Origin of the sequence: Hymenobacter citatus (assembly GCF_014333615.1) — a bacterium.
Lineage (GTDB): Bacteria > Bacteroidota > Bacteroidia > Cytophagales > Hymenobacteraceae > Hymenobacter > Hymenobacter citatus.
The window spans coordinates 530,609-556,974 of the sequence record NZ_JACSCY010000001.1; the positions used below are offsets into that span (position 1 = coordinate 530,609).

Annotated in this window: 25 protein-coding genes; 10 read left to right on the top strand and 15 right to left on the bottom strand. The window is 56.6% G+C overall.

Annotated elements, in window-relative coordinates; translation table 11 throughout:
• Positions 1-133: 133 nt before the first annotated feature.
• On the bottom strand, positions 134-676 hold the full coding sequence (msrA, locus tag H8B15_RS02185) for a peptide-methionine (S)-S-oxide reductase MsrA (protein ID WP_187318053.1): 543 nt from the start codon (positions 674-676) through the stop codon (positions 134-136).
• A 309-nt stretch (positions 677-985) separates the two neighbouring features.
• Positions 986-1,876 carry a 3-hydroxyacyl-CoA dehydrogenase family protein gene (locus H8B15_RS02190; protein WP_187318007.1) on the bottom strand — a complete coding sequence of 297 codons (891 nt, stop codon included), beginning with the start codon at positions 1,874-1,876 and terminating at the stop codon, positions 986-988.
• Positions 1,877-2,234: 358 nt separating this feature from the next.
• Here H8B15_RS02190 and H8B15_RS02195 point away from each other — a divergent pair, with 358 nt between their 5' ends.
• Complete coding sequence (locus tag H8B15_RS02195; protein WP_187318008.1) at positions 2,235-2,390, top strand: lmo0937 family membrane protein; 156 nt, start codon at positions 2,235-2,237, stop codon at positions 2,388-2,390.
• A 90-nt stretch (positions 2,391-2,480) separates the two neighbouring features.
• Here the strand turns inward: H8B15_RS02195 and H8B15_RS02200 are convergent, their stop codons facing one another.
• Both H8B15_RS02200 and H8B15_RS02205 read right to left on the bottom strand, forming a co-directional pair.
• Positions 2,481-3,353 (bottom strand): hypothetical protein, encoded by an 873-nt coding sequence (locus H8B15_RS02200; protein ID WP_187318009.1) that lies wholly within the window; start codon positions 3,351-3,353, stop codon positions 2,481-2,483.
• A 17-nt stretch (positions 3,354-3,370) separates the two neighbouring features.
• Positions 3,371-4,993 (bottom strand): ABC-F family ATP-binding cassette domain-containing protein, encoded by a 1,623-nt coding sequence (locus tag H8B15_RS02205; RefSeq protein ID WP_187318010.1) that lies wholly within the window; start codon positions 4,991-4,993, stop codon positions 3,371-3,373.
• A 298-nt stretch (positions 4,994-5,291) separates the two neighbouring features.
• Here H8B15_RS02205 and H8B15_RS02210 point away from each other — a divergent pair, with 298 nt between their 5' ends.
• Both H8B15_RS02210 and H8B15_RS02215 read left to right on the top strand, forming a co-directional pair.
• Positions 5,292-5,762 carry a DUF4199 domain-containing protein gene (locus H8B15_RS02210; RefSeq protein WP_187318011.1) on the top strand — a complete coding sequence of 157 codons (471 nt, stop codon included), beginning with the start codon at positions 5,292-5,294 and terminating at the stop codon, positions 5,760-5,762.
• A 248-nt stretch (positions 5,763-6,010) separates the two neighbouring features.
• Positions 6,011-6,415 (top strand): hypothetical protein, encoded by a 405-nt coding sequence (locus tag H8B15_RS02215; RefSeq protein WP_187318012.1) that lies wholly within the window; start codon positions 6,011-6,013, stop codon positions 6,413-6,415.
• A gap of 94 nt (positions 6,416-6,509) precedes the next feature.
• On the opposite strand, the gene H8B15_RS02220 is transcribed toward H8B15_RS02215, so the two are convergent.
• The gene (locus H8B15_RS02220; RefSeq protein WP_187318013.1) at positions 6,510-6,896 is read right to left on the bottom strand and encodes a hypothetical protein; all 387 of its coding nucleotides are present in this window, start codon (positions 6,894-6,896) and stop codon (positions 6,510-6,512) included.
• 196 nt (positions 6,897-7,092) lie between these two features.
• On the opposite strand from H8B15_RS02220, the gene H8B15_RS02225 reads away from it, so the two are divergent.
• Entirely contained in the window at positions 7,093-7,896 is an 804-nt protein-coding gene (locus H8B15_RS02225; RefSeq protein ID WP_187318014.1) for a murein L,D-transpeptidase catalytic domain family protein, read from the top strand.
• Between the two features lie 80 nt (positions 7,897-7,976).
• On the opposite strand, the gene H8B15_RS02230 is transcribed toward H8B15_RS02225, so the two are convergent.
• The gene (locus H8B15_RS02230; protein WP_185283597.1) at positions 7,977-8,171 is read right to left on the bottom strand and encodes a hypothetical protein; all 195 of its coding nucleotides are present in this window, start codon (positions 8,169-8,171) and stop codon (positions 7,977-7,979) included.
• 177 nt (positions 8,172-8,348) lie between these two features.
• Here H8B15_RS02230 and H8B15_RS02235 point away from each other — a divergent pair, with 177 nt between their 5' ends.
• Entirely contained in the window at positions 8,349-9,158 is an 810-nt protein-coding gene (locus H8B15_RS02235) for a M48 family metallopeptidase (protein ID WP_185283598.1), read from the top strand.
• Positions 9,159-9,166: 8 nt separating this feature from the next.
• On the top strand, positions 9,167-10,066 hold the full coding sequence (locus H8B15_RS02240) for a diacylglycerol/lipid kinase family protein (RefSeq protein ID WP_187318015.1): 900 nt from the start codon (positions 9,167-9,169) through the stop codon (positions 10,064-10,066).
• Here H8B15_RS02240 and H8B15_RS02245 read toward each other — a convergent pair.
• Together H8B15_RS02245 and H8B15_RS02250 are read right to left on the bottom strand one after the other, a co-directional pair.
• Positions 10,023-11,294, bottom strand: a complete 1,272-nt coding sequence (locus H8B15_RS02245) for a metallophosphoesterase (RefSeq protein WP_187318016.1) — start codon at positions 11,292-11,294, stop codon at positions 10,023-10,025. The genes H8B15_RS02240 and H8B15_RS02245 overlap by 44 nt on opposite strands.
• A 142-nt stretch (positions 11,295-11,436) precedes the next feature.
• Positions 11,437-12,072: an LON peptidase substrate-binding domain-containing protein gene (locus H8B15_RS02250; RefSeq protein ID WP_187318017.1), complete on the bottom strand. Its 636-nt coding sequence runs from the start codon at positions 12,070-12,072 to the stop codon at positions 11,437-11,439.
• A gap of 128 nt (positions 12,073-12,200) precedes the next feature.
• Between H8B15_RS02250 and mtgA the strand changes: the two genes are divergently transcribed.
• Positions 12,201-12,947, top strand: coding sequence for a monofunctional biosynthetic peptidoglycan transglycosylase (mtgA, locus tag H8B15_RS02255; protein ID WP_187318018.1), 747 nt, complete (start codon positions 12,201-12,203; stop codon positions 12,945-12,947).
• A 142-nt stretch (positions 12,948-13,089) separates the two neighbouring features.
• On the opposite strand, the gene H8B15_RS02260 is transcribed toward mtgA, so the two are convergent.
• From H8B15_RS02260 to H8B15_RS02270, 3 genes are all read right to left on the bottom strand, one after another.
• Complete coding sequence (locus H8B15_RS02260) at positions 13,090-14,559, bottom strand: Gfo/Idh/MocA family protein (protein ID WP_187318019.1); 1,470 nt, start codon at positions 14,557-14,559, stop codon at positions 13,090-13,092.
• Positions 14,560-14,835: 276 nt separating this feature from the next.
• Positions 14,836-15,540 carry a hypothetical protein gene (locus tag H8B15_RS02265; protein ID WP_187318020.1) on the bottom strand — a complete coding sequence of 235 codons (705 nt, stop codon included), beginning with the start codon at positions 15,538-15,540 and terminating at the stop codon, positions 14,836-14,838.
• 63 nt (positions 15,541-15,603) lie between these two features.
• Entirely contained in the window at positions 15,604-17,676 is a 2,073-nt protein-coding gene (locus H8B15_RS02270; protein WP_187318021.1) for a hypothetical protein, read from the bottom strand.
• 207 nt (positions 17,677-17,883) lie between these two features.
• Here H8B15_RS02270 and H8B15_RS02275 point away from each other — a divergent pair, with 207 nt between their 5' ends.
• Complete coding sequence (locus tag H8B15_RS02275; protein ID WP_343069123.1) at positions 17,884-18,324, top strand: YybH family protein; 441 nt, start codon at positions 17,884-17,886, stop codon at positions 18,322-18,324.
• 176 nt (positions 18,325-18,500) lie between these two features.
• Here the strand turns inward: H8B15_RS02275 and H8B15_RS02280 are convergent, their stop codons facing one another.
• The 4 genes from H8B15_RS02280 to H8B15_RS02295 form a co-directional block, all read right to left on the bottom strand.
• The gene (locus H8B15_RS02280) at positions 18,501-19,640 is read right to left on the bottom strand and encodes an App1 family protein phosphatidate phosphatase (RefSeq protein ID WP_187318022.1); all 1,140 of its coding nucleotides are present in this window, start codon (positions 19,638-19,640) and stop codon (positions 18,501-18,503) included.
• Between the two features lie 69 nt (positions 19,641-19,709).
• A complete protein-coding gene (locus H8B15_RS02285; protein ID WP_187318023.1) occupies positions 19,710-20,453 on the bottom strand; it encodes a LytR/AlgR family response regulator transcription factor in 744 nt (247 codons plus the stop codon).
• Positions 20,454-20,481: 28 nt separating this feature from the next.
• Complete coding sequence (locus H8B15_RS02290; protein ID WP_187318024.1) at positions 20,482-20,745, bottom strand: hypothetical protein; 264 nt, start codon at positions 20,743-20,745, stop codon at positions 20,482-20,484.
• Positions 20,746-20,863: 118 nt separating this feature from the next.
• Complete coding sequence (locus H8B15_RS02295; protein ID WP_187318025.1) at positions 20,864-21,982, bottom strand: sensor histidine kinase; 1,119 nt, start codon at positions 21,980-21,982, stop codon at positions 20,864-20,866.
• Positions 21,983-22,308: 326 nt separating this feature from the next.
• On the opposite strand from H8B15_RS02295, the gene H8B15_RS02300 reads away from it, so the two are divergent.
• Together H8B15_RS02300 and H8B15_RS02305 are read left to right on the top strand one after the other, a co-directional pair.
• Complete coding sequence (locus H8B15_RS02300; RefSeq protein WP_246455270.1) at positions 22,309-24,960, top strand: TonB-dependent receptor domain-containing protein; 2,652 nt, start codon at positions 22,309-22,311, stop codon at positions 24,958-24,960.
• A 98-nt stretch (positions 24,961-25,058) separates the two neighbouring features.
• On the top strand, positions 25,059-26,171 hold the full coding sequence (locus H8B15_RS02305; protein ID WP_187318026.1) for a DNA topoisomerase IB: 1,113 nt from the start codon (positions 25,059-25,061) through the stop codon (positions 26,169-26,171).
• The last annotated feature ends 195 nt before the right edge of the window (positions 26,172-26,366 follow it).

Below are 26,366 nucleotides of genomic sequence, written 5' to 3' on the forward strand. Positions count from 1 at the left end.
GTTTACTAATTCACACAAAAAAGCCTCGTGTAGACGAGGCTTTTTTGTGTGAGGATCAAAATGAGGCGATATAAACGGGACGTCCACAAAATCCGTGGAATCCGAAAAATTCGAGCGAATCCGTGGTTCAGACTTACTTAGCGGCGGTTTTCTTCAGCTTGTCGCCGAATACAGCTTTCACCTTATCCACCTTGGGCTTCACCACAAATTGGCAGTAGGGCTGGGTGCCGTTCAGGTTGTAATAGTCCTGGTGGTAGTTTTCGGCCTTATAGAAGGTAGGAGCGGCGGTGATTTCCGTGACCACGGGATTGGGGAAGGCGTGGGCGTCGTTGAGCTTTTTCTTATACTCTTCGGTCAGGCGCTTCTGCTCGTCGTTGTGGTAGTACACCACCGAGCGGTATTGCGTGCCCACGTCGTTGCCCTGACGGTTGAGCGTTGTGGGGTCGTGGGTTTTCCAGAACACTTCCAGTAGCTCTTCAAAGCTGATTTTGCTGGGGTCGTAGGTGATGTTCACCACCTCGGCGTGGCCCGTCAGGCCCGAGCATACTTCCTTATAGGTAGGGTTGGCAATGCGGCCACCCGCGTAGCCCGATTCCACTTTATCTACGCCTTCGAGGTCCTGAAAAACGGCCTCGGTGCACCAGAAGCAGCCGGCGCCAAAAGTTGCTAATTCCATTTTCTTGCTTGTCTTGGTAGAGGGTTTAACCGTTGTGCTTTGCGCGAGGCTGCCGTAGCAGAAACTCAACAGCAGAAGCGCGGTAGTAAGCAGTTTGATCATACGATAGAAAGGAAATTTTAGGCAGAAAAGTTTAACTACACGGCTTAGAAGCTATATAGGGCTCATTTTATGTAGCTTAAAAAAGAGCCCGGCCCGCCGCTGATGTATGCATACGTCAGTGGCGAGCCGGGCAGATTTACCGGGGTGGTAATTTTTAGGGCGAGTACCCTGTCATATTCCTGTAGTTTTGGGAACAGGGTAAGAGAACTACTTCCGAAACCGCTCGGCTACCACCAACTCCTTTGTGCCGTGGCCCCAGCTATAAAACCCTTCGCCCGATTTCACGCCCAGGCGGCCGGCCATTACCATATTCACCAGCAGCGGGCAGGGCGCGTACTTGGGGTTGCCCAGGCCGTCGTGCAGCACCCGCAGAATGGCCAGGCACACGTCCAGCCCGATAAAATCGGCGAGTTGCAGCGGACCCATGGGGTGGGCCATACCCAGCTTCATCACCGTATCGATTTCCTCTACCCCCGCCACGCCCTCGAATAGCGTGATGATGGCCTCGTTGATCATCGGCATGAGGATGCGGTTAGCCACGAAGCCGGGGTAGTCGTTCACCTCGGTAGGCGTTTTGCCCAGCTGGCGCGAGAGGTCCATTACCTGCGCCGTTACCTCGTCGGAGGTAGCGTAGCCCCGGATTACCTCTACCAGCTTCATCACCGGCACGGGGTTCATGAAGTGCATGCCTATCACCTGCTGGGGGCGCTGGGTAGCGGCGGCAATCTTGGTGATGGAAATCGACGACGTATTGCTGGCTAGAATGGCCTCGGCGGGCGCGTGCTGGTCCAGGTCGCGGAAGATTTGGAGCTTCAGGGCCTCGTTTTCGGTGGCGGCTTCCACTACCAGCTGGGCGTCGCGCACGCCGTCGGGTAGGGAGGTGAAGGTGGTGATGCGGCCGAGGGTGTCGGCTTTATTAACATCGGTGAGAGTGCCTTTTGTTACCTGGCGGTCGAGGTTTTTGCCGATGGTACCAAGGGCCTTATCCAACGCCGGCTGACTGATATCGATGAGATGAACGGAAAATCCGTGCTGAGCGAAGACGTGGGCAATGCCGTTGCCCATCGTGCCCGAGCCAATAACGGCAACTTGCAACATAGTGTGTGAGGAGTGGGTGGGAAAAATAAAGTAGGATAAGAAGGCTAAGTATCTGTCCATCAATACAGCACTTGTTGTGACGGCTGAGTGAGTTGGCCTCCTGCGCCTGCTAAATTACGGGAAATACCGCTCCACCCTGTAGTAGGACGGCAATAGACGCGTTAGGGGGCGAGTAAGCAGCCGAAAAACAATAGTTGCACTCTCACAATAAAGAATTTTCTTTTCAGGATATATCCTTCTAACAAGAGTACCCGTACAAGACTACAAGCACCTGTTTTACTCTTGCCCACCAATCAGGAATAGACAGATTGCCTTTTGTTTCTCTCTCCCTTCACTCATCCCTAACTACTCCACCATCATGGGAAATCTGTTGTATATCATCGCCGTTGTTCTGGTCATCATTTGGGCCGTTGGTTTCTTCGGAATGCACGTAGGCGGCAGCATCATCCACGTACTGCTGGTTATTGCCATCATTGCCGTACTGCTGCGTCTGATTCGTGGCAGCTCTGTGTAGCATTGGCGCACAAGCTATTCGCCTGAACACAAAAAGGCCGCTCCCAACATTGGGAGCGGCCTTTTTGTATTTGCTCGACATTGGGAAAGGCTATTTTCCGATATCGAACAGAAAGTTAAAACGGATTTCGGGCTGTCCGTAGGGAGAGTTACGATACCCACCACTATCAAGGCCATCGTTGAAGTTATACAGCACCACAATGTCCGCCGCAAAACGGTCGCCAAGCTGGGTGCGGTAGCCAGCACCGCCCAGCAAGGTATTGGCTACCTGATGGCCTTTGCTAATCCTGCCGTTGGAGTCAGTGGCTGTTGCATTTAGCTGAGTTACTTCGTACTCGCCATGCAGAAAGAACTGCTTGTATACAATGAACTGCGCAAATCCCTTCACCCCCACATTATGATAGTGAATTTTAGCCGGGTAGCCATTTACTTGCTGGGTTAAGGCTGAGTAGTTGGCGCTGATGTAGCTATAGCTGATGCCTGGCCCAATGGCAAAACGCTCCGATACCCGGTAGCCAATGGCGGGAGCAACCCCGATATTGAACTGCCCATCGCCATAAAAGCTGTTGTAGCCCAGCCCAAAGTTGCTGTACACAAAATAGCGCCGCAACGGCTTGGGCTGCTCACTGGCCCGGCTACCCGGCGGAAACTCCAGCCCCGACGGACTATTGGGATTGGGCCGGTACACGGGCGTGCCGGGTTGGTCGGCTGGTATGCCCGGCTGTGGCGCGGGCGTAGCCGGTGCCGGGGTAGGAGCTGGCGTAGTTACCTCGTAGCCGCGGGCCGGAGTGGGGGTAGGGGCCGGCGCCTGCCGCGCGGGTGCACCGGGCGGGGCCGTATTCAGCTGGGGCTTTGCCTGCTGCGTGCGGGTAGTGTCGGGAAGAGGGGTAGTCTGGGCCTGGGAGAGGGTAGGAGCCAAGCCAGCCCCTACCACCACGCCCAGCACGAGCAAAAGCTTTTTCATACGGAGCCTAAACGTTATTACGATACAAGTTGGTACATGCGCTTACGCTGCGCCTTCAGATGTTCATCGGCCAGGTACTCCTCGTAGCTCATGCGCCGGTCCAGGATGCCGTCAGGCGTCAGCTCGATGATGCGGTTAGCGATGGTATCGATGAACTGCAAGTCGTGGGAGGTGAACAGCAACGTGCCCGAGAAGTCGCGCAGGGAGTTGTTCAGGGCCTGAATGCTTTCCAGATCGAGGTGGTTCGTGGGGTCGTCGAGTACCAGCACATTACCGGCTTCCATCATCATCTTAGAAAGCATGCAGCGCACTTTCTCGCCCCCGCTCAGCACGTTGGATTTCTTCTGCGACTCCTCGCCCGAGAACAGCATCCGGCCCAAAAAGCCCCGGATAAACGATTCGTCCTTTTCTGTGGAGTACTGCCGCAGCCAGTCCACCAGGTTCAGGTCGGTGTCGAAGAACTCAGTGTTTTCCTTGGGGAAGTAGCTGGGGGTGATGGTGGTGCCCCAATTGAATTTTCCCTTGTCGGCCTTGATCTGCTCGAATAGGATATCAAACAGCAACGAAGCCGCCCGGTCGTCCCGACTCACGATGGCTACCTTATCGCCTTTGTCCAAGGAGAAAGACACGTTGCGGAAAATGGTCTGACCATCAATTGAGGCCGCCAAATCCTCCACGGCCAGCAGCTGGTTGCCCGCCTCGCGCTCCGATTTGAAGGCGATATAGGGGTACTTGCGCGACGAAGGCTTAATTTCTTCTAAGGTCAGCTTTTGCAGCAGCTTCTGGCGCGAGGTGGCCTGCTTACTCTTGGAGGCGTTGGCCGAGAAGCGCCGCACGAACTCTTCCAGTTCCTTACGCTTGTCCTCAGTCTTCTTGTTCACCTCCTGGCGCTGGCGCAAAGCCAGCTGCGACGACTCGTACCAGAACGAGTAGTTGCCGGGGTACATCGTGATTTTCGAGAAATCGAGGTCGGCCATGTAGTTACACACGGCGTCCAGGAAGTGGCGGTCGTGGCTCACCACAATCACCGTGTTCTGGAACGAGTCGAGGAAGTTTTCCAGCCACAGTACGGTTTCGGCGTCGAGGCCGTTGGTGGGTTCGTCCAGCAGCAGCACATCGGGATTGCCAAACAGGGCCTGGGCCAGCAGCACGCGCACCTTGTCGGAGGTGCCTAGGTCGGCCATCAGGGTCTGGTGCTTGTCTTCCGAGATGCCTAGACCCGAGAGCAGTTCGGCCGCTTCGTACTCAGCATTCCAACCTTCTAAGTCGGCAAACTCGCCTTCCAGCTCCGCGGCCCGCTCGCCATCGGCATCCGAGAAATCGGGCTTGGCATAAAGCGCGTCCTTCTCTTCCATCACCTTCCACAGGCGCGTGTGACCCATAATCACGGTTTGGAGCACCGGGAAGGCATCAGCGGCAAACTGATCCTGCTTCAACACCGAGAGGCGGGCGCCCTTGGGCATATCCACCGAGCCGGTGTTGGGCTCAATCTCGCCCGACAGGATTTTCAGGAAGGTAGACTTGCCCGCGCCATTGGCCCCAATGAGGCCATACACGTTGCCGGGCATAAACTTGATGGTGACATCTTCAAACAGCACGCGCTTGCCGTAGCGCAGGCTCACGTTGGAGGTACTAATCATGCAGTAGTAGAAAACGAAGTAACAAAGTGAAGGTGCGCCGGGCACCGCAACGACCCGCGAAAATACGCAAATTGACCGGGAGGCTTCTATAGCCTATCGCCACGTTTTGGGGTCGGCACCAATAAAATGCTGGGCTACCTGCTAAAAAAGCTAGCCAGGCCACAACATCCGATTGACAATCAAAGTATAAAAAGACCGATTGCGGCCTGTACACCCGACGTTTAGTCAACAGCCAACATAGGGTAGCAGTTCCGCACCACTACCTCTTCCCTTTCAATGCTCTCTTCGACCTACCTTTATGAGTGACACTCGCATAACACCCGAAAAAAATGGCCTCCGCTACGGTTTATACACCACTGCCGGCATGATTGTGTACTTCCTTGTTGCCTCCCTTTTTGGGCTTACGGAGCGCATCGAGTTCAGCTTCCTGAATGGCTTTATTATGGCCATTGGCGTAACGCTGGCCATCCGGCATTTTAAATATGCCAAAGATGACCACATGGCCTACCTGCAAGGCTACGGCACGGGCATTATCACGGGCGCCGTGGCCGGGGTAGCCTTCGGATTGTTCTTCATTATCTACGCCGCCATCAACCCCGCTTTGATGGACCAAATCACGGCCCGCGACCTGTTTGGGTTTGATTTGTCAGTAGTAATTGCCTTTCTGGCTATTGTATTGCAAAGTGTGATGGGTGCCAGCGTAGTGGCTCTTATTGCTATGCAGTATTATAAGAGCCCCGATCATAAGCCTATCGAAGAAGTGGAGTAATCTGCTCGTTATCTTCTCTTGATAAGTATTACAGGCCAGCTTCGTCAGAAGCTGGCCTTCTTTTTTGCTTGTTGGAATAAAATTGGACGTATCCGTAACTTTTTATGAAAAAAAGTCGATATAGTGCATGAAGTTTAATTAAAGCAACATACATTTGTATTATTAGGAGCAGGACGAAGCTAGTGAATGGCGGCTACTCTCTGAATGATAATTCATCACCATCCATAGTATTTTCTTCAGCAACATAGATGAAAACGGCATTCTTTACTCTCCTGCTAACATTTGCATTAGCTAGCTCCGCTTCGGCGCAGAAGCAGCAAAGCCTGCTGGCCGAACTGCCCGGTACCAATGAAATTTCAAATGAGCGAGTAGAGGCCCTGACGCGGGCCATGGCGACTACCTTGCACCTCAACGAGAGCCAGTACGTGCGTCTGCGCGAGGCAAATCGCATCAAGCTCACCCGCCTCGACGAAATTCAGTGGCAGACCCGCGATAACGTGGCGCAACAGCAGGCACAAACCCTGGAGTTGCAGTCGCAGTACGAAGCAGAGTGTAGCCGCATTCTGTCGCCATCGCAGCTAATGGCCCTGCGCGAGGAGCAGAAGAAAGACCAGCAGCCCCAGCGCGACCCCAGCGTGGGTGGAGTAGGCTAAGCTACCTGTTACGCTAGCATATTAATAACGAAGGGCGGCCGCACCATCTGGTGCGGCCGCCCTTCGTTATTAAATTAATAGGAGGTAGGAGCGGTTACTGCTGGTAGAGTACTTCGCTCACGATGCCCGTGGGGCTAAAGCGCAGGCGCAGCTTGCTGGCCGCCGAGCGCGGGTGGCGCGGGCCGCATTGCGCGCCAGGCGCCACGTAGTAGATGTAAATCTTCTCCGTCTGCTCGCTTAGCTCGTTTTCGTCGGGGTGGCCCAGCAAGGCGTCGATGGCATCGGTACGGGTGTCGTAGAGCAGGTCGCGGTGCTGGAGCAAGGCAGGAAGCAAGGCAGCGCGTTGGTTGCGGCACGCGTAGGCATCCTGCCGCCACGCCGCCGCATCGAAGCCCGGGATAGTGCGCAAGTCGTGCCCGCAAGCACCCAGCAGCACCAGGCAAGCAGCAAAGGCAAACAGACGGCGAAGGGTAGGAAGCATAGAGAAGGAAATAGAAATTTAGGCAGAAAAGGCACTGGCAAACAGCACGGCAGCACGCAAAGTAACGCAGATTTAATCGGCCCGCTACGGTGGCGAGCTGTCTGTAGTTCCGCTATTTCTGTTAAATTTGGCAAGCCAGTTCTATGGAATAGCCCCTCGCGTACCGATATCCGTTCATCTCGACTACTCACAGCCTATGTCCTACCTGCCGACTGCTAGTGCCAGCCTGCTCCTGTCCGTTCTCTCGTTTCTGCCCACCAACAGCTCGCCCGTAGCGGCTGCGCCGGCTCCTACGGCGGTGGTCGTAGATGCGCCGTCTTCCCGCGCCTTGGCTACGGCTGCCTTTGAGCAGCATATTCTGCAAAGCTACGCCCAGAGCGGTTTGGTGACATCGGGCCTGCCCGTGCTGGTCTACCGCGAGGCGCTGATTGGATTCTATAACCTGCGCCAACAGGGCAAAATAGCTTCCAGCCAGCACGTACTAACAGTTATTGATTTCAGTCAGTCGAGCAATGCGCAACGGTTTTGGGTGGTTGATCTAGAAAAGCAGCGCCTGCTGTTCCGCACCCTGGTGGCACACGGCAAAAACACCGGCGAGGAATTCGCTCAGATTTTCTCCAACCGCGAAGGCTCCGAGATGAGCAGCCTGGGTTTCTACCGCACCGGGCACACCTACCAGGGCAAGCACGGCCTGTCGCTGAAGCTGCACGGCCTCGATACCGACTACAATACGAACGCCTACGACCGAGCCGTGGTCGTACACGGCGCCAGCTACGTAAGCGAAGACTTCGTCCGGCAACATGGGCGGTTGGGCCGCAGCCAGGGCTGCCCGGCCCTGCCCGTGGGCGAGTCGTCGGCCATTATTCAGGCCATCAAGAATGGGTCGGTGGTGTATGCCCACGGGCCAGCCCAAGCCAACTACGCCTCTAACTGGCTGAACCTGGAGCCCGCCGTGCTGGCCTTTGCCGGCGCTACGGGTAGGGTAGTAGCCGGGCAATAGCAATAGAATTCTGCTAACATGCAAGAACGCCCCACGGTCAATTGACCGTGGGGCGTTCTTGCATGTTAGCATGCGTGGTGTTAAGCCCGGTCGCTGGTTGTTTTCACCAAGTTGATGCCGGCAAAAAAGAAAATCAGGCCCACCAGGAAAGGAACGAAGGAGTTCATCTTGCCCAGGCCAATACCGCCAACACCAAGGAAGCCCATGGCGCCAATGATAATACCAACGATGCCTAAAACCGTGAGGATGGTGCCGAACGTGCGTTTCTGATTCATGAGAAGGGAGCTTTAAAATGGGAGAATAGGAAGACGGGAGAGTCTATTTTGACCTGATACGTGAACAAACAGAATTTGGCTATATAGCCGAAAGCAACCCTGCGTGCCGGCCGTCGTTAGTAAGCCCAACAAGGCCTACCAATCGGCCTACTCACTCCCTTTTTACTGCCCTACACCATGAGAGGACTTCTGCGCTATGTGGTCGCCGCTGTGCTGGCCCTATCCGCATTCATCACTTATTACTGCAACTCTACCACCAACGAGGTGACCGGCGAGACGCAGCACGTGGCCATGACCACCGACGAAGAAATTGCCCTAGGTCTGCAAGCCGCGCCCCAAATGGCCCAGCAATACGGCGGCCTGTCGCAGGATGCGCAGGCGCGGGCCGTGGTAGAGCGCGTAGGAGAAAAGATTATCAGTAGCACCAAGGCCGGCCAGACGCCCTATAAGTTTCAGTTTCATTTGCTGGCCGATCCGAAGACCATCAACGCCTTTGCCCTACCTGGCGGGCAGGTGTTCATCACGGAGGGTTTGTTGCGCAGCCTAACCTCTGAGGGCGAGCTGGCCGGCGTGCTGGCCCACGAGGTAGGGCACGTGGTAGGCCGGCACTCGGCCGAGCAGGTAGCCAAGTCCAAGCTTACGCAGGGGCTGAGCGGGGCCGCTGCCATTGCCGCCTACGACCCCGACCGCCCGGCCACGGCCGCGGGTGGGGCTGTGGCCGCTGCTATTTCCAAGCTCCTAACCCTACGCTACGGCCGCGACGATGAATTGGAAGCCGATAAGCTGGCTGTCGATTTCACGCCTCAGGCTGGCTACGACCCCCGCTCGATGATTAAGGTGATGGAAATTTTGGACCAGAAAGCCGGTGGTAGCAACCCACCCGAGTTCCTAAGCACGCACCCCAACCCCAGCAACCGCATTGGACACTTGCAGGAAGAAATTGCTGCCGAGTTTCCTCAGGGCGTACCCTCCAATCTAAAGCAGTAGTCTTGGTCATGGCTGAGCAACTGCGCCATTTGCTGTTCGTGCTGAACCCCGTTTCGGGTGATATCGACAAGGATGAGCTGGAAACTACTGTGCGACAAACCTGTACCGAGCACGGCCGCACGGCCGTGTTCTGGCACACGACGGGCGAGGATGATCTTGAGAAATTAACCCAGTATCTGGCCGGGCACCCCTACGATGCTGTGTTTGCCGCGGGCGGCGATGGTACTGTGAAGCTGGTAGGGGAAGCGTTGCTGACAACAGACTCTGTACTGGGCATCCTACCCATGGGCTCGGGCAATGGCCTATCCAAAGACCTACATATTCCGCAGGACACGGACGAAGCACTGGAACTGATCTGGCACCACGAGGTGCGGGCCATTGACACGCTGCGCGTAAACGGTCACTTCTCCGCCCACCTGGCCGATTTGGGTTTCAATGCCTTGGTAGTGAAAAAGTTCTGTGACGGCGACACGCGCGGGCCGGGGGCCTATGTGCGCATTGCGCTGGCTGAATATGGGGATTATGAGCCGTTGCGCTACCGCATCGAAACCGACGAGGAAGTGGTAGAAACGGATGCTTTTATGTTGACGATTGCCAATGCCAACACCTTCGGCAGCAATGTCGTCATCAACCCAAACAGCCGGATAGATGATGGGAAGTTTGAAATCTGTCTGGTTGCGCCCTTTCCGGCTGGGGCCGCGCCAGGCTTACTCTACCGCCTCTATACGCAAGCGTTCGACGACTCCGACTACACCCGTCGGTTGTCGTGCCATCGGGCTGCCATTAGTGTGCCGGGGCAAAAGAAGGCCCTGGTTCAGGTAGATGGTGAGCCACTAGAATTGGAACTGCCCATCACCGTTGAAATCAGCCCCCAGAGCCTACGCGTACTGACGCCGCGGCAGGGGTAGGCGTTGCGGGTTCGCTCGGAGCGGCGGCAGTATACAGGTGGCTCCGGAAAGGTTCGGCAGCGCGCACTGTGTCCGTAGCGATGCCGGGCTCCAGCGTGCGGAGCCAGGTTTCCCCGTTGGCGTAAAATTCTATCACAAAAAAGCCCTTATGCTCGTGCGTGAAGGTAGCCTTGCCACCTTTTTGCACGAAGGCGGTTTTGCTGCCCGAGCCGCTCACTAGGTAGTGTCCCCCACGGCGCTGAAAATATTGCAGGTTGTGGTCGTGGCCGGCGGCGTATATGACGTTGGGAAAATCGCGTAGCACCCGGAGCAAGCGCCGCCGCATGGCCCGGTAGCGTGGGTGGGCCATGTCCTCGGCCGCGCCTACCACCCGCCGGTACGCTGGAAACAACGACCCCACAACGGGTAGGGGCACATACGCTTTTTTGTGCACCGCCAATAACGGAAACACGTGCTGCTTGGTGGTAAACTGGCCGCCGTGCATAGCGTTGGAATACAATGGGTGGTGCCCCGCCACCACAATGCGCTGGTGCTGGTTGGCAGCCAATACCTGGCGCAGCTGCTCAAAAGGCTCCCGGCTGGTACTGGCCGTGCAGCCATACGCATCGCCCAGCGGGCGCGTGCCATGCTGTACCCACCATTGGGTGTTCAGCACCACCAACAACACATTGCCGGGGAGTTGCATCGTGACGGGACCAGGGCAGCCGCGGGCGGGTAGGTAGTGCGCCGTGGGCAGGTGGTCGCGCACGTAGGCCTCCTGGCGCAGCAGGTATTCGTAACCGTCGCGGCGGCCTTTGTTCCAGTCGTGGTTGCCGCTGAGGAATATCACGCGTCCCGCAAAGGGTCGCAGTGCATCCAGTTGGGCGTTGAGGCGATGCTCGGCATCGGCGCGGCCGGGGTGGGTAGGGACCGGCAGGCCGGTAGGATAGATGTTATCGCCTAAAATAACCACGGCACCCGCTGAGCCGGTTTGCTGCTGCCAGTCTTGCAGTAGATTAATCACGGGGTCGCGGCCGTTGGTGGCCACAGCGCCCAAGTCGCCTACCAGCGCGATACTGTATGCAGGAGCTTCAGATGGGGTAGGGGCAGCTGCTCCCGCACGGGCAGTAGAAGCTACGTACGGCTGCCGCCGGTAGCGGCGCTCCTGCCCATAGCGATATAACAGCCACAAGGCAGTAACACCGGCCAAGCTGACCAGCGCATACACCAGAAAGAGAGTGAAAGACATATGAGAGATACGCGAAACAACGCCACCAAGTATGGAATGAAGGCGTAACATTTTGCGCTCTATAGCCGCCACGCTGTCACTAGCTTCACTGTTGACTACGAAGACAAGGACACACGATCTGCAAAATCTGCGACAGCCGTGTTTAAAAATTAGGTGGCGTGAGGTTTTTGAAATGGCCGTTCAGCCGGGCGCGGTCTTTCAGGCGCTCGGTTTCCATGAGTACGGGTAGGGTCTGGTCGAGGTGTTCGCGCACGAGTTCCTGGCGTTCCAGCTCGCTGGTGGCGGCCAGCAGTTGGTACTCCTGGGTCTGGCTCATGCCCAAATGATGGGCCACGTCAAAGATCCGGTAGTCGGTAGGGAGGTCGAGCAGGAGCTTGCGCAGGCCCAGAATATCGTAGAGGCGACGTACCTGCTCCGAGATGCGCTCTTGCAGCACGGGGTCGCCCACGGCATCGTCCTGAATATCTTCTATTTTGCCAGCCGCATACAACTTATTGGGAGCCTGCCGATAAAACTCCCGAATGCGAAACACGCCCACGCCCTGCGTCCGGATATCCATCTCGCCCGAAGGGTACACTTTTTCCACTTCCAACAGCTTTACTTCGGTACCCAGCTGGCCCACGCTGTTGTTGAGGTAGGGCGGAATGCCGAAGGTGATGCCCTCCTCTATACAATCGCGCACCAGTTGCCGGTAACGGGGCTCGAAGATGTGCAGGTTCAGCTTTTCGCCCGGAAAAACTACCAGATTCAATGGAAACAAGGCCAACAGACGTGCCATACAAGCAAGAAAGATAAGAACCGAAAGGTACCGGAAAATTAAAAACAGCACCGGTCGGCAAAGCAAAACGGCTACTTTTGCGCCGGTGCCGGATAGGGCTAATGGTTTAAACGCAAATCTCGTCGGGAGTGACGAACTATACATACGTAGCGCGCCAAATAGGGCGCATTGTTTTGCAAGTACTGGCAGCCACGTTTTTGGCGTCGGTGGCCTGGGTATTGGTGTACCGTTGGGTGGCGCCGCCCGCCACCTGGATTATGCTGGAACGACGCGCACACCCACCCGTGGGCCGCGGCTACTACGGCATCCGCCCCGAGGGCGACCGGCAGATTCGCTACACCTTCCGGACGCTGGACGAAGTATCGCCCAACGTGCCCCTGGCCCTGGTAGCCGCCGAGGACCAGCGCTTCCTGGTGCACCACGGCTTCGACGGCGATGCGCTGTGGCAGGCCGCCAAGCACAACTGGCAGGGCGGCAACAAGCTGGTAGGGGGTAGCACCATCTCGCAGCAAGTGGCCAAAAACGTGTTTTTGTGGCACGGCCGCAGCTATGTCCGCAAGGCAGCCGAGGCCTACTTCACGGTGCTCATTGAGGTGCTCTGGAACAAACGCCGCATCATGGAAATGTACATGAGCGTGGCCGAAATGGGCGACTGCATGTTTGGGGTAGAAGCGGCCTCGCAACAGTATTTCCACAAATCGGCCAGCCAGCTCACCCAAGCCGAGGCTGCGCTATTGGCCGGTGTGCTACCCAACCCGCTGCGATTCAGGGCCAGCAACCCCGGCCCCCAGGCCCGCGCCAAGCAGCAGCGCGTGGTGCGGAGGATGCGCAGTTTGCGTGGGTCGGTGTATGTGAAGGAATTGATGGAGGAATAGCGGAACGCTAAAAAGAACGTCATTCTGAGCGGAGTGAAGAATCTCGCGTGCATCGCTAATCCCAATTAAAAGGGAATTACCGGGAGCACGCGAGATTCTTCGCTCCGCTCAGAATGACGTTCTTTTTAGTGTTCCGCTACGCCTACGCGCCCAGCTTCCAGCCCTGGCGGTAGTCGCGCTTCACGAACTGGTTTACAGCGTCCAGGTTAGTTACTTTCAGCTGCTTGGGGTCCCAGATCAGCTCTACGTTGCGGCCGGGGTAGTTGAAGCCTTTGCCGTCTGCTTTGGGCGTTTGCACGTCGTAGCCGCGCACGGCCAGGTTGGCAATCAGCAGGGTTTCGGTGAGCGGACCAGCAATATCGAAGGGCGAGCTAACCTCTTTTTTGCCGGGGCCGGCAATGGCGGCCTCCACCCACTGGGCGTAGTGACCGTTGGCGCCGCTGGGTACGCGGGCAAACTTCTCGGGTACCTTGGTGGTAGCCGTGAGGGAGGTAGGCAGCAGGCGTGGGTTTTCGGCGTAGGTGCTGGCCATCATTTTGCCTTTGTCGCCGATGAACAGGATGCCGTTGCCGCCGTCGCCAAACACCTCGTTGGGACCCAGCTCGGCGGGACGCTCGGGCTGAATGCCGCCGTCCATCCAGTGCAGGGTAATGTCGCCTTTGGTCTTGGCCGTTTTCGGGAATTTGAGGATGACGTGGCTGGAAGGTGGGCAGCTCTTGGGGAAGTAGCCACGCTTAAACTCATCCACATACACGCTACCCACGCTAGCCGCCACCGATTTGGGGTAGCCTAGGTCCAAGACGCGGAACGGAGCTTCTACCAAGTGGCAGCCCATGTCGCCGAGAGCACCGGTGCCGTATTCCCACCAGCCGCGCCAGTTGAAGGGTACCAGCTTCTCGATGTAATTTTCTTTGGGCGCTGTGCCCAGCCACAGGTCCCAGTCCAGGGTAGAGGGTACGGGAGCAGCTTTGTCGGGCCAGGCAATGCCCTGGGGCCATACGGGGCGGTCAGTCCAGCAGTATACGGTGTGCACGTCGCCGAGCAGGCCGGCGTCATACCACTCGCGCAGTAGGCGGGCGCCATCGTTGGAAGCGCCTTGGTTGCCCATCTGGGTTACTACTTTGTACTTACGAGCGGCTTCGGTGAGGGCGCGGGCTTCGTAGATATCGTGGGAAAGCGGTTTCTGCACGTATACGTGCTTGCCCAGTTGCATGGCGGCCATAGCCGGCGCGGCGTGGTTGTGGTCGGGGGTAGAGACCGAAACGGCGTCGATGTGCTTGTGCTCTTTGTCGAGCATCTGGCGCCAGTCCTTGTAATATTTGGCTTTTGGGAACGACTTAATCGTTTTAGCAGCCCGCTGATCGTCTACGTCGCAGAGGTATGCAATGTCCGCCTTGCCACTCTTCGAGAAGTTCATAATATCGCTCTCCCCTTTGCCGCCTACCCCAATGCCAGCTACAACCAGCCGGTCGCTGGGGGCTACATAGCCCTTGCCGCCCAGCACAAAGCGGGGCACAATCATAAAGCTGGCAGCAGCTACGGCGCTTTGCTGCAAAAACTTGCGTCTCGATTCGGGGGTAGGAGTGGGAGAAGAAGGATTGGAGTTTGCCATTGAATGAGGGATTGGAAGTGGAAAGATGATGTAGATTCGATAGTTTGCCTATAATAGTACTACTATTTTCCGGCTGCAAAAGCATAACGGTCTGGATTTTCCGTAATCGATTGCTGAATCCAATGACAAAGAACTTTCTCGGGGGCTGCATGGTGCTCCTGCTACCTGCCTGCGCCACCACGAGCCGTATAGGTGTGCAATACTGTTCATCCTGCTGCAATGAATAGGCATGGCAAGTGTTCTACGGCCGCCCGGGCGGCCGTAGAACACTTGCAGCTATTTTACCACAAAGGTGTAAGTATCCTTTTGCTCGTAGTACATATTGTCTTCCGTTGGGTTCGTAATCGGGATGGGAGTGCAGTGTTGCTGGAAAAGGTGAAAGTTGGTTTTGCCCTCGTTGATGGTATAATGGGTAGTAGCGTAAGTGGGTTGGCGTGGATGACCAGTGGCACTTGCCGACAAGTTGAGAAAGAGAATGTTAGGTTCCGGTTCGTACACTCCTAACGATTTGGCGCCATCCTGAATACTTAAACAAGCAACCCCTTTTTGGCGCGCTACCAACCCGATACGCATTCGATAGTGACCATTACCATAAGTGGGGAACAGTCGACCAAATCTTTGTGAGGTTATAGTAGCACTGCCCACTTTGTTAATGACGGTGAAGCCGGTAGTAAAACCAGGTTGGTCGATGAAGTATAACTTAGCATCAACAAACTGGCGTAGACTAAATCCTGTCTTAAAGTCAAAGTCTTGCGGGGTAACACGATAGCGCATTTGGGTCGTGCGCTCCATGATTGAGTCGGGGAAACTGGCAGTGAGCCAGAGCGTATCGCCCACGGCAATAGTATCGCGCAGGGGAGATACCGTCATGGGTATCTCGAAGACGATGGGTACATATTCTACATCTGGTTTTGGCTCGCAGGAAGTAAGTGCTAAGCAGAGAGAAGCGATGAGCGCAGAGAAAATTGTTGGTAGTTGCATGACCGGATGCTTAAGCAGGACTACCTGCTACCTTTAATAGCAAGTAGCCCCGCGACGAGACAATTAGTAGAGGTAACTCGTAATTAATTGCTCTACTTCCGGTGATTGCTGGTAACCATTACGTGGTAATATTTTATTTTGAAACTGCCTCACAGAAAGAACATCTGACCGTAGAGCGTCAAAAATCTGAGCGGCAGTGTAGGTATTCACGTTGTCAACCACGCCGGTTCCAGTTGGCTCTCCGGTATCTGTCATATCATGATACAAACCGTATATAATCCAGTTCTCGTAATCAGAGCTACCGTTGAGTGGACGTTGTCCTTCTAATTTTCTCTGAGCCTCATCGATAACTAGAGGACTAATTGCACGGTACTTTTCAATAGCAAAGCTCTCGCCGATGTAATACGCCCAGCCCTCACTCACCGCAATCTGCTCTGCGCCACTATCTGTCTTAAAACCGTAAGTAGCATTCCCTGAGGTGTTACTGAGAATCCGCCCGATGAAGAAAGTCCAATACGTATTACCTACCTGATTGTAATGAATGGTGTGCGCCAACTCATGGTAAAACGTATTCTGCAAATCATCGCTTGTACGGGTAGGCGTACGCGCGGACGAGCCCGGTATTTTTACACCACCGAAGCGGCAAGTGATATCCGGCAACTGGCGTTGCAACACTTGCTTGATAATGGCCAGGCCAGCCAGACCGCTGCCAACTAATGTTGCATCAATAATTCTGTTGGCGTATGAGGTTTCCGCAATACGCCGGAGCATAGGCGCGGATGCCGCTTTGGTTATATCCGACGAGAGAAACACGTTCAGGCCATTGGGTGGGGCTGGGATGTTGCGGGCGGCGGTATAAGTCTGCATCTCAGCCCGCGAGTTGAAGAGCGTAGCGGCCGTCCAGCTCAGAGCGCCCTTGCTGTCGGCATCGGCCTGGTAGGTGAACAGGTAGGATAGGCCCTGCATCTGCGTGCCGGTATACATGCCCAGGTCGTGCTGGATGGGCAATACGCTCAACCAGGGTTTGAAAACCGCGCTGTTGCCGCGGGTAGTCAGCTGGTTGTTCTTGAACCGTACCAGCACATGCGCCTTCTGCCGGAAGTTGGTATTGATAAAGAACTGTCCGTTGTTGGTGAAGGCACCATCCTGCTTGAACCAGCGGCGGGCTTCCACCCACACGTTCACCAGCGGTACGTTGCGGCGGGCAAGGCCTGCGTTAGTTCTGTAGTAGTCTTCTACCCGAATCGTGCCGCTCGCGGTGTACGCGGTTTTCGCTAAAGATGGAAAAGAAGTATCGATTGTCAACTGCCTGCCGGTAGCCGGGCGGCCGAGGGATGCAGGGAGCAACTCTTCCTCGTGGCCGGTGATGCGCATGGCTTCCGCGTAGAGCGCAGCCGGTGCAATACCCAGCTGGCGCAGGTAGGCGGTGGCTTCTTTCACGCGGTTGCGCTTGGGCTTGCTGGTGGCGGGACGGTTGGCGGTGGCCTTTTTGTTGGGGCTATGCTCCGCTACGGTAGGTGGATTGCTGATGGTGCTACAACTCACGTAGCAGTTGCAGGCAGGGTCCCAGCCGTAGCAATCCGTTGGCTCGGGCTCCCAGGGGTCGATGTCCTGCGCGTCGGCATCGTCGGCATTATAGAGAAACAAATCTTCCAGCCGCTCCTGCTGAATATTCTGTGGGAGAATGTAGTCACTGGGAATGGCCGTATACAGCCACGGAATCTCGTCGGTTTCCGGCACTTGGTAGTTAGCGGCAACATCCTCATTCAACAGTACCAGTGACAGATTAACGCCCAGGTCGGCCAAATCAGCCAGCTGATTCACATCAGAAGGTTTTAGGCGCACGTAGTAGTGAGTAGGTCCTCCTTCGCCGGGCCCCGGCGAGGGGTCACAGCCCTCACATGGTTCGTCTGTTATCACCACGTTGGAAGAAGCTGTTTGCTTGCCGGCTGGCAGAATGGTAGTAGAGGTAACCGCTTTTTGCAGCCGTAGGTTGCGTACCGCCTCGCGCATAACCGCCATCGAAAACGGATTACGCTTGTCTTTCTTCAGCCGTATACTGCTGTCGTTGCTGGCTGCAGCAGGCGTAGGGTCTTCCAGTTGTGGCTCGCACGCGCTCAGCAAGAGGGCGGGCAACAACCAGAAAAGTTTGGCGCCGAAGCGCATGCGGGGGGGAGGGGAAAGGTTATCATCAAATAGGGGTAAGATAAAAGTGAAAGGATGCTCCCAATATAGAGGAATTATGAAGTGCTGGTGAAGTAGCTAAAAAATAAATAATGTAGCTGGGATCCAAGTGATTAAAAGCAGTATACTTGAGCTGAATAAATCCCAAATTGCTTGCCTGTGTCTTCAGTAAAATTACTTCTGTTTCCTGTTGCTGGTCTCCTACTACCCGCCTGCGCCACCACACGCCCCGCCGCCGTGCAGGCGCCCATCCGGCAGGTGCTTACCACCCAAGCCGCCGCCTGGAACCGCGGCGACATCCCCACCTTTATGGAAGGCTATTGGCGCTCCGATTCCCTGGTGTTCCTGGGCCGCAGGGGCCCTACCTACGGCTGGCAGCAAACCCTCGACAACTACCGCCGCAGCTACCCCGATGCCACTGCCATGGGCCAGCTCGCCTTTTCCGAACTGCGCATCACCCCCGACGGTCCCCAGGCGGCCCACGTGGTAGGCCGCTGGCACCTCACCCGCCCCACCGCCGGCGACGTGGGCGGGTACTTTCTACTGGTATTTCGGCAGGTGAACGGCCAGTGGGTGATTGTCGCCGACCACACGAATTGAATGGTGAAGTTGTGAGTTTGTGAAATTGTGAATGGTGTGTCATCCTGAGTGCAGCGAAGGACCTTATGCCAGTTGAACGACCATCGTAACAACGACTCGTTCGCACGTGAGAAGGTCCTTCGCTGCACTCAGGATGACACACCATTCACAATTTCACAAACTCACAACTTCACCATCTACTCCTCCGCTGTTTCGTCTTTTTGCTTTTCGCTTTCGACGGCGGGAATGGCTTCGGTAAAGACGAGGCCGTGGGCGGCGGCGTGCTCGGCGGCCTGCACAGTATCCTGCACCAGTAGCATTTCCACGTTGTCGTCGCGCAGGTCGTCGGATACTTTTTCTACCAACTGGGCGCGGTCAGGGAGTTGCACGTCGCGGATGTAGATGGCCAGCACGCGGCCGGGGTGGCGGCGCACTACCTCGCGGTAGATGTTGGCATCTTCCTGGCCCGAGTCGCCGATGAGCACGAAGGGCAGCTTGGGGTAGGTGAGCAGCACGTTGTCGATTTCCTTGAGCTTATGGCCGTGGTGGGCTGACTCAGCCTTCTTATCGGCGCGCTTCAGGCCCATGTCGCGCAGCAACAGCGGGCCGGGCGGAATATCGTTGAGGTGCAGGAAATCTTCCAGCAAATCGTACAGATTCCAAGGCGAGCTGCTGACGTAGAAAAACGGGTTGTTGCGCTTGCCGTTGCGCCCCAGTTGGAGTTGCCGGTAAAATTCCGCCACGCCCTTGAAGGGTAGGCGCGAACGAGCATTGCGCAATAGCACCGTGCGGGCCATGCGCAGCAAGTGCGTGGCCGATGTTTGAATCACAGTATCGTCTAGGTCGGAGATAATGCCGTACTCGGCGTCGGCGGGCGGAATGAGTACATGGGCCCGGGCGCGTAGGGCATCGGGGAGCGTGAAAGGTGCGGGCACCTGTTGCAGCAACGTATCCACTGGGTACCAGAGGTAGTCGATGGGCTCGGGTAGGGATTGGGGTGCCAGGTTCACTGTAAAGTAGCCTTCCTCATCCGTCACAACCGGGTGCTCGACGCCATCGGCCGCTTGCACCACCACTTGAGCGCCGGCAATTTCGTTGCTGTCGAAGCGGCGGTACATGTTCAGCAGGTTATGCCAGCGCGAGTCGTTGGGGTCGGGCTCGGTGATGCCCTTGTCGGTGAGCAGGCGGCCTTTTACATAGAGGCGGTCGGGGGTGCCATAGCTGCGGTAGGGAAGCAGCTGCAACGGCGCCAGCAGACCCAGGCGCTGGCGGGTGCGCGTCAGAAAGTCGTCGGCCCGCTCGGCCAGGTCGCTGAGTTTGTCGCGGAGAGAAGTCATGAGGTGCAGAGAGATACAAATACTTTCCTACCCCCTACGCGCCGCAGGGGGTAGGGAGTTGCCCGGCGGCTACGTCCAGCGGCTCAGAAACTGCGTGAAAGCCTCTTTGTACTGGTCGCTCACGGGCAGCGTCTGCTCCTCAATCTGCACCGAGTTGCGCGTCACGGCCCGAATTTTATCCAACGCCACAATGGTAGAGCGGTGAATGCGCATGAAGCGCCGGGCGGGCAGCTTTTCTTCCAGCACCTTCAGGCTGGTGAGCGAGAGCAGGGGCCGGGCGCCATTCGTGAGGTGCACCTTCACGTAGTCCTTCAGCCCTTCTATATACAGAATATCCTGAAAGGCCACGCGCACCAGCTGATATTCAATTTTCAGAAACAAATACTCTTCCTCTGGCTCGGGCGGCGCTGGGGGTAGGGCAGCCGGCTGTGCGAGGGTAGCGTAGGCGTGGGCCTTGGTAGCTGCCCGCAGGAACTCCTCATAGTTGAAGGGTTTCACGAGGTAGTCCAGGGCATCGACGCGGTAGCCATCCAGCGCAAACTGGTTGTAGGCGGTGGTGAAGATGATGCGCGGCCCCGTGCCCGGCCGGCCCCGATCGAGCACGCGCGCCAGCTCCAGGCCGCTGAGGTCGGGCATCTGGATATCCAGAAAAATCAGATCGATATCAGGGAGGTGGTGCAGGCCTTGCAGGGCTTCTACGCCGCTACTATACCGGCCCGCTAGCTCCAGAAAGGGCGTTTGCTCCACAAATGCGCACACCAGCCCCAGGGCTAGCGGCTCATCATCGACGGCAATACAACGAAGGGTTTTCAAGTAAATAATGAAAATGAATAATTGAGAACTAGGAAGCAGGCTGCTCAGCTGTGATCCAGCTATAATGGAGGAAGCCGTAGGTAGCTCCACTAACCACCAGCATCAGCAAGTCGAGGAAAAAAGACCCGAAAAAGGGATATGACAGCAGCAGAACCGGCACTTCCAAAGTTAAGGTTGCTACACTACCTAGCCCGCTGATTTGCCAGGCAGTTTGTGGCTGGTAGCGATGCAATAGCCATTCGAATAGCCCGAGCGCTGGTAAGTAGATGAACCATCCAATCCATATTGCCATGATGGTGATGTAGAGCCAACTAGCAAAAGGATACCGTAACGAGCGTTCGTCTGTGAGCAGTACACATACTGCAGCCACTCCAATAGCACACAGTACAGATGCTGCACGTCGGCCGGCTCTATGCATAGGTTGTGGTGGCGTTGGGAATAGTATATGTATTCTTCTCCACCTCCAAGCGAAGCAATACCCGAAACTCCTGGCTGGTGGTGCCATCTTCTACACTGAGCTGGTAGCGCTGAGGATAGAGCAGATCGAGGCGACGGCGGGTGTTGGTGAGGCCGATGCCGCTGCCTACCTCTTCCACAGCGGGGCGCTTGTCGGGAAATACGGTGTTGCGCACCTCCAGCGTGAGCGTGCCGTTGTGCTGGTGCAGGCCAATGTAGATCTGGCTGGGCAGGGTGGCACTCACGCCGTGCTTGAAGGCATTTTCCACGAAGGGCAGCAGCAGCATAGGGGCAATGGGCACATCGCGCAGCAGGGGGGTAGGGCGCTCAAAGGTGACAGTCACTTTATCGGTGAGGCGCAGCTGCATCAGCGAAATGTAGTCCTGCACAAACGACACCTCCTGGCTGAGCAGGGCGGTGCTGGATTGGGTTTCGTAGAGCACGTAGCGCATCATGCGTGAGAGCGTGTGGATGGCCTGCCGAGCCAGCTCGCCGTTCACCACCGTGAGAGCGTAGATGTTGTTGAGCGTATTAAAAAAAAAGTGCGGGTTGATCTGCGCTTTCAAAAATGACAGCTCGGCGGTGGTTTGCTGCTGCTCCAGCTCGCGCCGCAGCTGGGCGTCGTGCTGCCATTTGCGCACCACCGCCACGCTGGTGCTGATGCCCAGCACCAGCATCGAAATCAGCAGCGTACCCATATCAAACCACCCCGCCGACCGGCGCCGCGAGGGGCCGCCATCCGGATGAAAGGCCTTATGCATCAACTCAGGCAGATGCAGCAGGTTTTCGATAAGCGAGTTGAGTCCCAGCAGCGCCACCAACGAAGCAGCCAGCACGGCAATAAACCAGCCCGTGTGCCCCCGGAATAACAGGCGCGGCACGGCCACCTGCGCATTAAAATAGAACAGAGCTACCCACAACAGCAACAGCAAAAACTGGCGCACCCAAAACTGCGGGGGCAACTGTACGCTCCAGGTAAGCGGCTGGGCGAGTAGCAGGGCCGAGCCAAACATCACCCACAGAAGCGGGCGCGAGAAGCGTTGCGCGAAGTGCCGAAAAGTGGAAGAAGTCATAGGGAAAGGAAAATCAGGCTACCAAACATACCATGCCCCCGGTACATCGGCTGCTTGCCTCGCCAGCCGCCCACAATTCACCGACCAATACGGGGTATTTCATCTGCCATTGGCTGCCTAAAGTGCCGCCACAGAAACAATCGGTATAACACCCCAACTCATCGACGTTTGCGGCGAGACAATCTATTTATTCTATAGAGAAGCAACCCGCCCCGTTGTTTTGGGTACTCTGTCGTGAGTCTTGAAAAGATAAGGCCGCCTACCCGTGCCTGACTTTGCCAGACTTGCGTACACCGTTCTGACCCTTCGTTTATTATAACTACTTCATGAAAAAGCCTTTATCCTTTGTGAGTTTGTTGCTGTGCGGCCATGTGGCGCTGGCGCAAACAACGCCTGCGGGGCCTACCCTCGTGGGCGGTTCCCGGCCGATGGGCGCTGCCCCGGCAGGAGCCACAAAGGCCGATGCCCGCATTACGGGCACCGTGGTGGATGCCGCCACGAAAAAGCCGGTACCATTTGCCACCGTTGCCCTCATCGACACTTCCACCGGCAAGCCGATTGATGGGGCTGCCTGCGATGATACGGGCAAGTTTGCTATTAGTGGCGTGGCTGCTGGTAGCTATCAGCTCCAGTTTAGCTTCATTGGCTACAAGACGGTAGAGAAACCCATTACAGTAAATGGTGGCAATCTGAACGTGGGCACTGTAACGCTGGTTTCGGCTACTCAGCAGCTAGCCGAGGTGCGCGTGGAAGGCCAACGCTCCCTGATTGAGGAGAAGGTAGACCGCACCGTATACAACGCCGAGCAGGACCAGACTACCCGCGGTGGCGACGCCACCGACGTACTCAAGCGCGTGCCCCTACTCACGGTGGACCTCGACGGCAACGTGAGCCTGCGCGGCAACCAAAACGTGCGCGTGCTCATCAACAACAAGCCTTCTACCATTACCGCCAGCAGCATTTCCGACGCGCTGAAGCAGATTCCGGCTGACGAGATTAAGTCAGTGGAGGTAATTACCTCGCCCTCGGCCAAATACGACGCCGAAGGCTCGGGCGGTATTATCAACATCGTTACCAAGAAAAACAACCTACAAGGCAAAACCCTGAGCATTGATACCAGCGTGGGCAACCGGGGCTCCAACCTGGGCCTGAACGGCAGCATCCGCGCGGGCCGCATGGGCTTCTCGCTGGGTGGCTGGGGTAGGGCCGGCTACAACACGCCAGGCACGTTTTCCAACGACCAGCAGACCTTCAACCAAAATGGCGCGCTGGCGTCTACTACCTCGCAGCAGGCTGATACGCGCCGCAACGACATCTTCGGGCGCTACACCCTGGGCTGGGATTTCGACATCAACAAGTACAACTCCCTGTCGGCCTCGGTGCGCTACGGATTGCGCAGCGGCACCAACTACCAGGACAACCTGCTGACGCGCTCCGACTTCTACGGCACATCGGGGGCTATTTTGACCCGCACCGGCGACACGCGCAACGTGCAGACCAACGACAAGTCGAACAACGTGGATGTGAGCCTGGGCTACACCCACACCACCGATAAGCCGCAGCAGGAGCTCAGCTTCCTGGGGGTATATAGCCGCAACAATCGCAACAACGATTTCACCAATACCATCACCGATCTGCTGAACACCACGCAGGGTGCCAGCCTAACGCCCTACCGTCTCAAAAACCTGAACGACAGCTACAACGAGGAGCTGACCGTGCAGGCCGACTACCAAACGCCCATCGGCGACAAGCAGCTGATTGAGTTTGGTGCCAAGGACATTCGGCGCAAGGTGAACAGCGACTACACCTACCTGCGCGCCGAGGGCGTGTCGGAAGGTGACTACCGGCCGCTGAACAATGCGGGCCTCAACAACACGTTTGACTACACCCAGAACATTGCGGCTGCTTACGCGGCCTACACGCTCAGCTTCCTAAAGCAGTACACGCTAAAAGCTGGTGCCCGCTATGAGTACACCACCATCGACGCTAAGTTCGCCAACGAGGCCACCGATACCACCAATATACCATCGTATGGGGTGCTGGTGCCCAGCGTGAACCTCTCGCGCAAGCTGGCCAACGGCAACGTACTGAAAGTGGCCTACAACCGCCGCATTCAGCGCCCGTCGCTGCAATTCCTGAACCCCAACGTGCAGGCTTCCAACACGCGCAACGCTACCCAGGGTAACCCCGTGCTGGATCCGGAATATACCAACAACTACGAGTTGGGCTACAACACCTTCATCAAAAACGTATTGCTGAATATGTCGGTGTTTGTGCGCAACACCACCGGCTCTATTCAGTCAGTGCGTCGTCCGGCTACGCCAGAGGAAATTGAGTTGTACGCGCTGTCGGAAGGTGCCGTCTTCACCAACTTCGCCAATATCGGCCAGGAAAACGCTTACGGAGGCAGCCTGTTCTTGAATGCTAAAATCGGCAACAAGTTCACGCTGAACGGTGGCCCTGACTTCTACTACGCCACCCTGCGCAACAACGTGCCGGACCCCAACTACAACGCCAGCAACGAGGGCTTTGTAATTAGCGGCCGCTTATTTGGTACCTACAATATCTCCGACAACTGGAGCCTGCAAGGTTTTGGCTTTGCCCGCGGCCGGCAGGTGCAGTTGCAAGGCTACCAGAGCGGCTTTGGGGTGTATAGCCTGAGCATCCGCCGCGAGTTTGCCGAGAAGCGCGGCAGCATTGGCCTGGGCGCCGAAAACTTCTTATCGCCCCGAATTCCGATCCGTACGGAGTTTACCTCGCCGCTGCTGGTGCAGAACAGCGAGAATATCCCGAACCGTTTGAATTTCAAGCTGAACTTCAGCTACCGCATTGGCAAGCTGAGCGTGGCCGACGCGCAGCCCCGCCGCCGCCGTCGCTCTGTCAATAACGACGACCTGAAAGAAGGTGGCGAAGGCGCAGATCCTAGCTCTACCCCTGCGCAGCAACCAGCGGGTGGTGGTGGCCGCGGCCAGCGCTAATAATCGGCACGCGAAAAGCTGCCACTTCGGCATACCAACTCCGTTTTTCTGCGTAAGAAAGCTCCGCTCACCAGCATCGGTGGGCGGAGCTTTTGTTTATGTCGACTACCACCGCCCCCCGCCCCAAAACCAAAAAGAAGCGCCTCGACCCACTGGAGGAAGCGCACTTGCTCTACAAAGACCCCGCTCGCCAAGCCGAGCTGGCCGGCCTGCGCTACGCTACCGACGACAAACCGGGTATCACGCGCACGCCTACCCGCGCCGGTAACTTCACCTACCATTCGGCCAAAGGTGAAAAAATTACGGACCAGAAAACGCTGGACCGCATCCACAACTATGTGATACCACCCGCCTGGACGGAAGTCTGGATTTCGCCCTCGGCCAATACCCACTTGCAAGTAACCGGGCGCGATGCTAAGGGCCGCAAGCAATACCGTTACCACCCGGCCTGGGACCAGGCCCGCAGCCTTACCAAGTTTAGTCGGCTACGTGCTTTCGGCGAGCAGCTGCCTAACCTGCGCCAACGCCTGCGCAAAGACTTGGGCCGCCCCAAGCTAGACAAGCAAAAAGTTATTGCGCTGGTGCTCTTGCTGATGGATCAGTCCTTTATCAGGGTAGGGAATAAGGAGTACGCCAAGAAAAATAAGAGCTACGGCCTGACTACCCTGCGCGACAAGCACGTGAAAATCGAAGGCGACGACGTGCGCTTCAGCTTTGTGGGCAAGAAAGGCGTGCCGCACGATGTGACCCTGCACGACCGGAAGCTGGCCCGCCTGGTGCGCAAGTGCAAGGATATTCCCGGCCAGCACTTGTTTCAATATTATGATGCCACCGGCCACCGCGCCGAGCTGGAATCGGGTGACGTGAACGACTACCTGCATGGGGTAACGGGCATGGCCCTGTCGGCCAAGGACTTCCGCACCTGGGGTGGCACCGTGAAAATGGTAACCTGCCTGGAAGCTATTCTGGAAGAAGAGCCTGACCTCGCCAAAGAAAAAGTGCTGAAGCGGGCCGTGAAGGACGTGGCCGCTGGCCTAGGCAACACGCCCACCGTGTGCTCCAAGTACTACATTCATCCCCAGGTAGTCGACCTGTTCCAATCCGACAAACTTATCGACTACCTCCGTCGCCACGACGTAGACCCCACCGAAAACGACCTGCTTTCCCCCACCGAGCACATGGTGCTGGATATGTTGAAGGAGGTGAAGTAGGGAGTGGTGAAGTTGTGAGTTTGTGAAGTTGTGAATGCAAAAGGCTGTGTCATCCTGAGCTTGCGAAGGACCTTATGCAAGTTGAACAAGTCGTTGTAACGAGTATCGTTCTAACGTGATAAGGTCCTTCGCAAGCTCAGGATGACACAGCCTTTTGCATTCACAACTTCACAAACTCACAACTTCACCACTCCC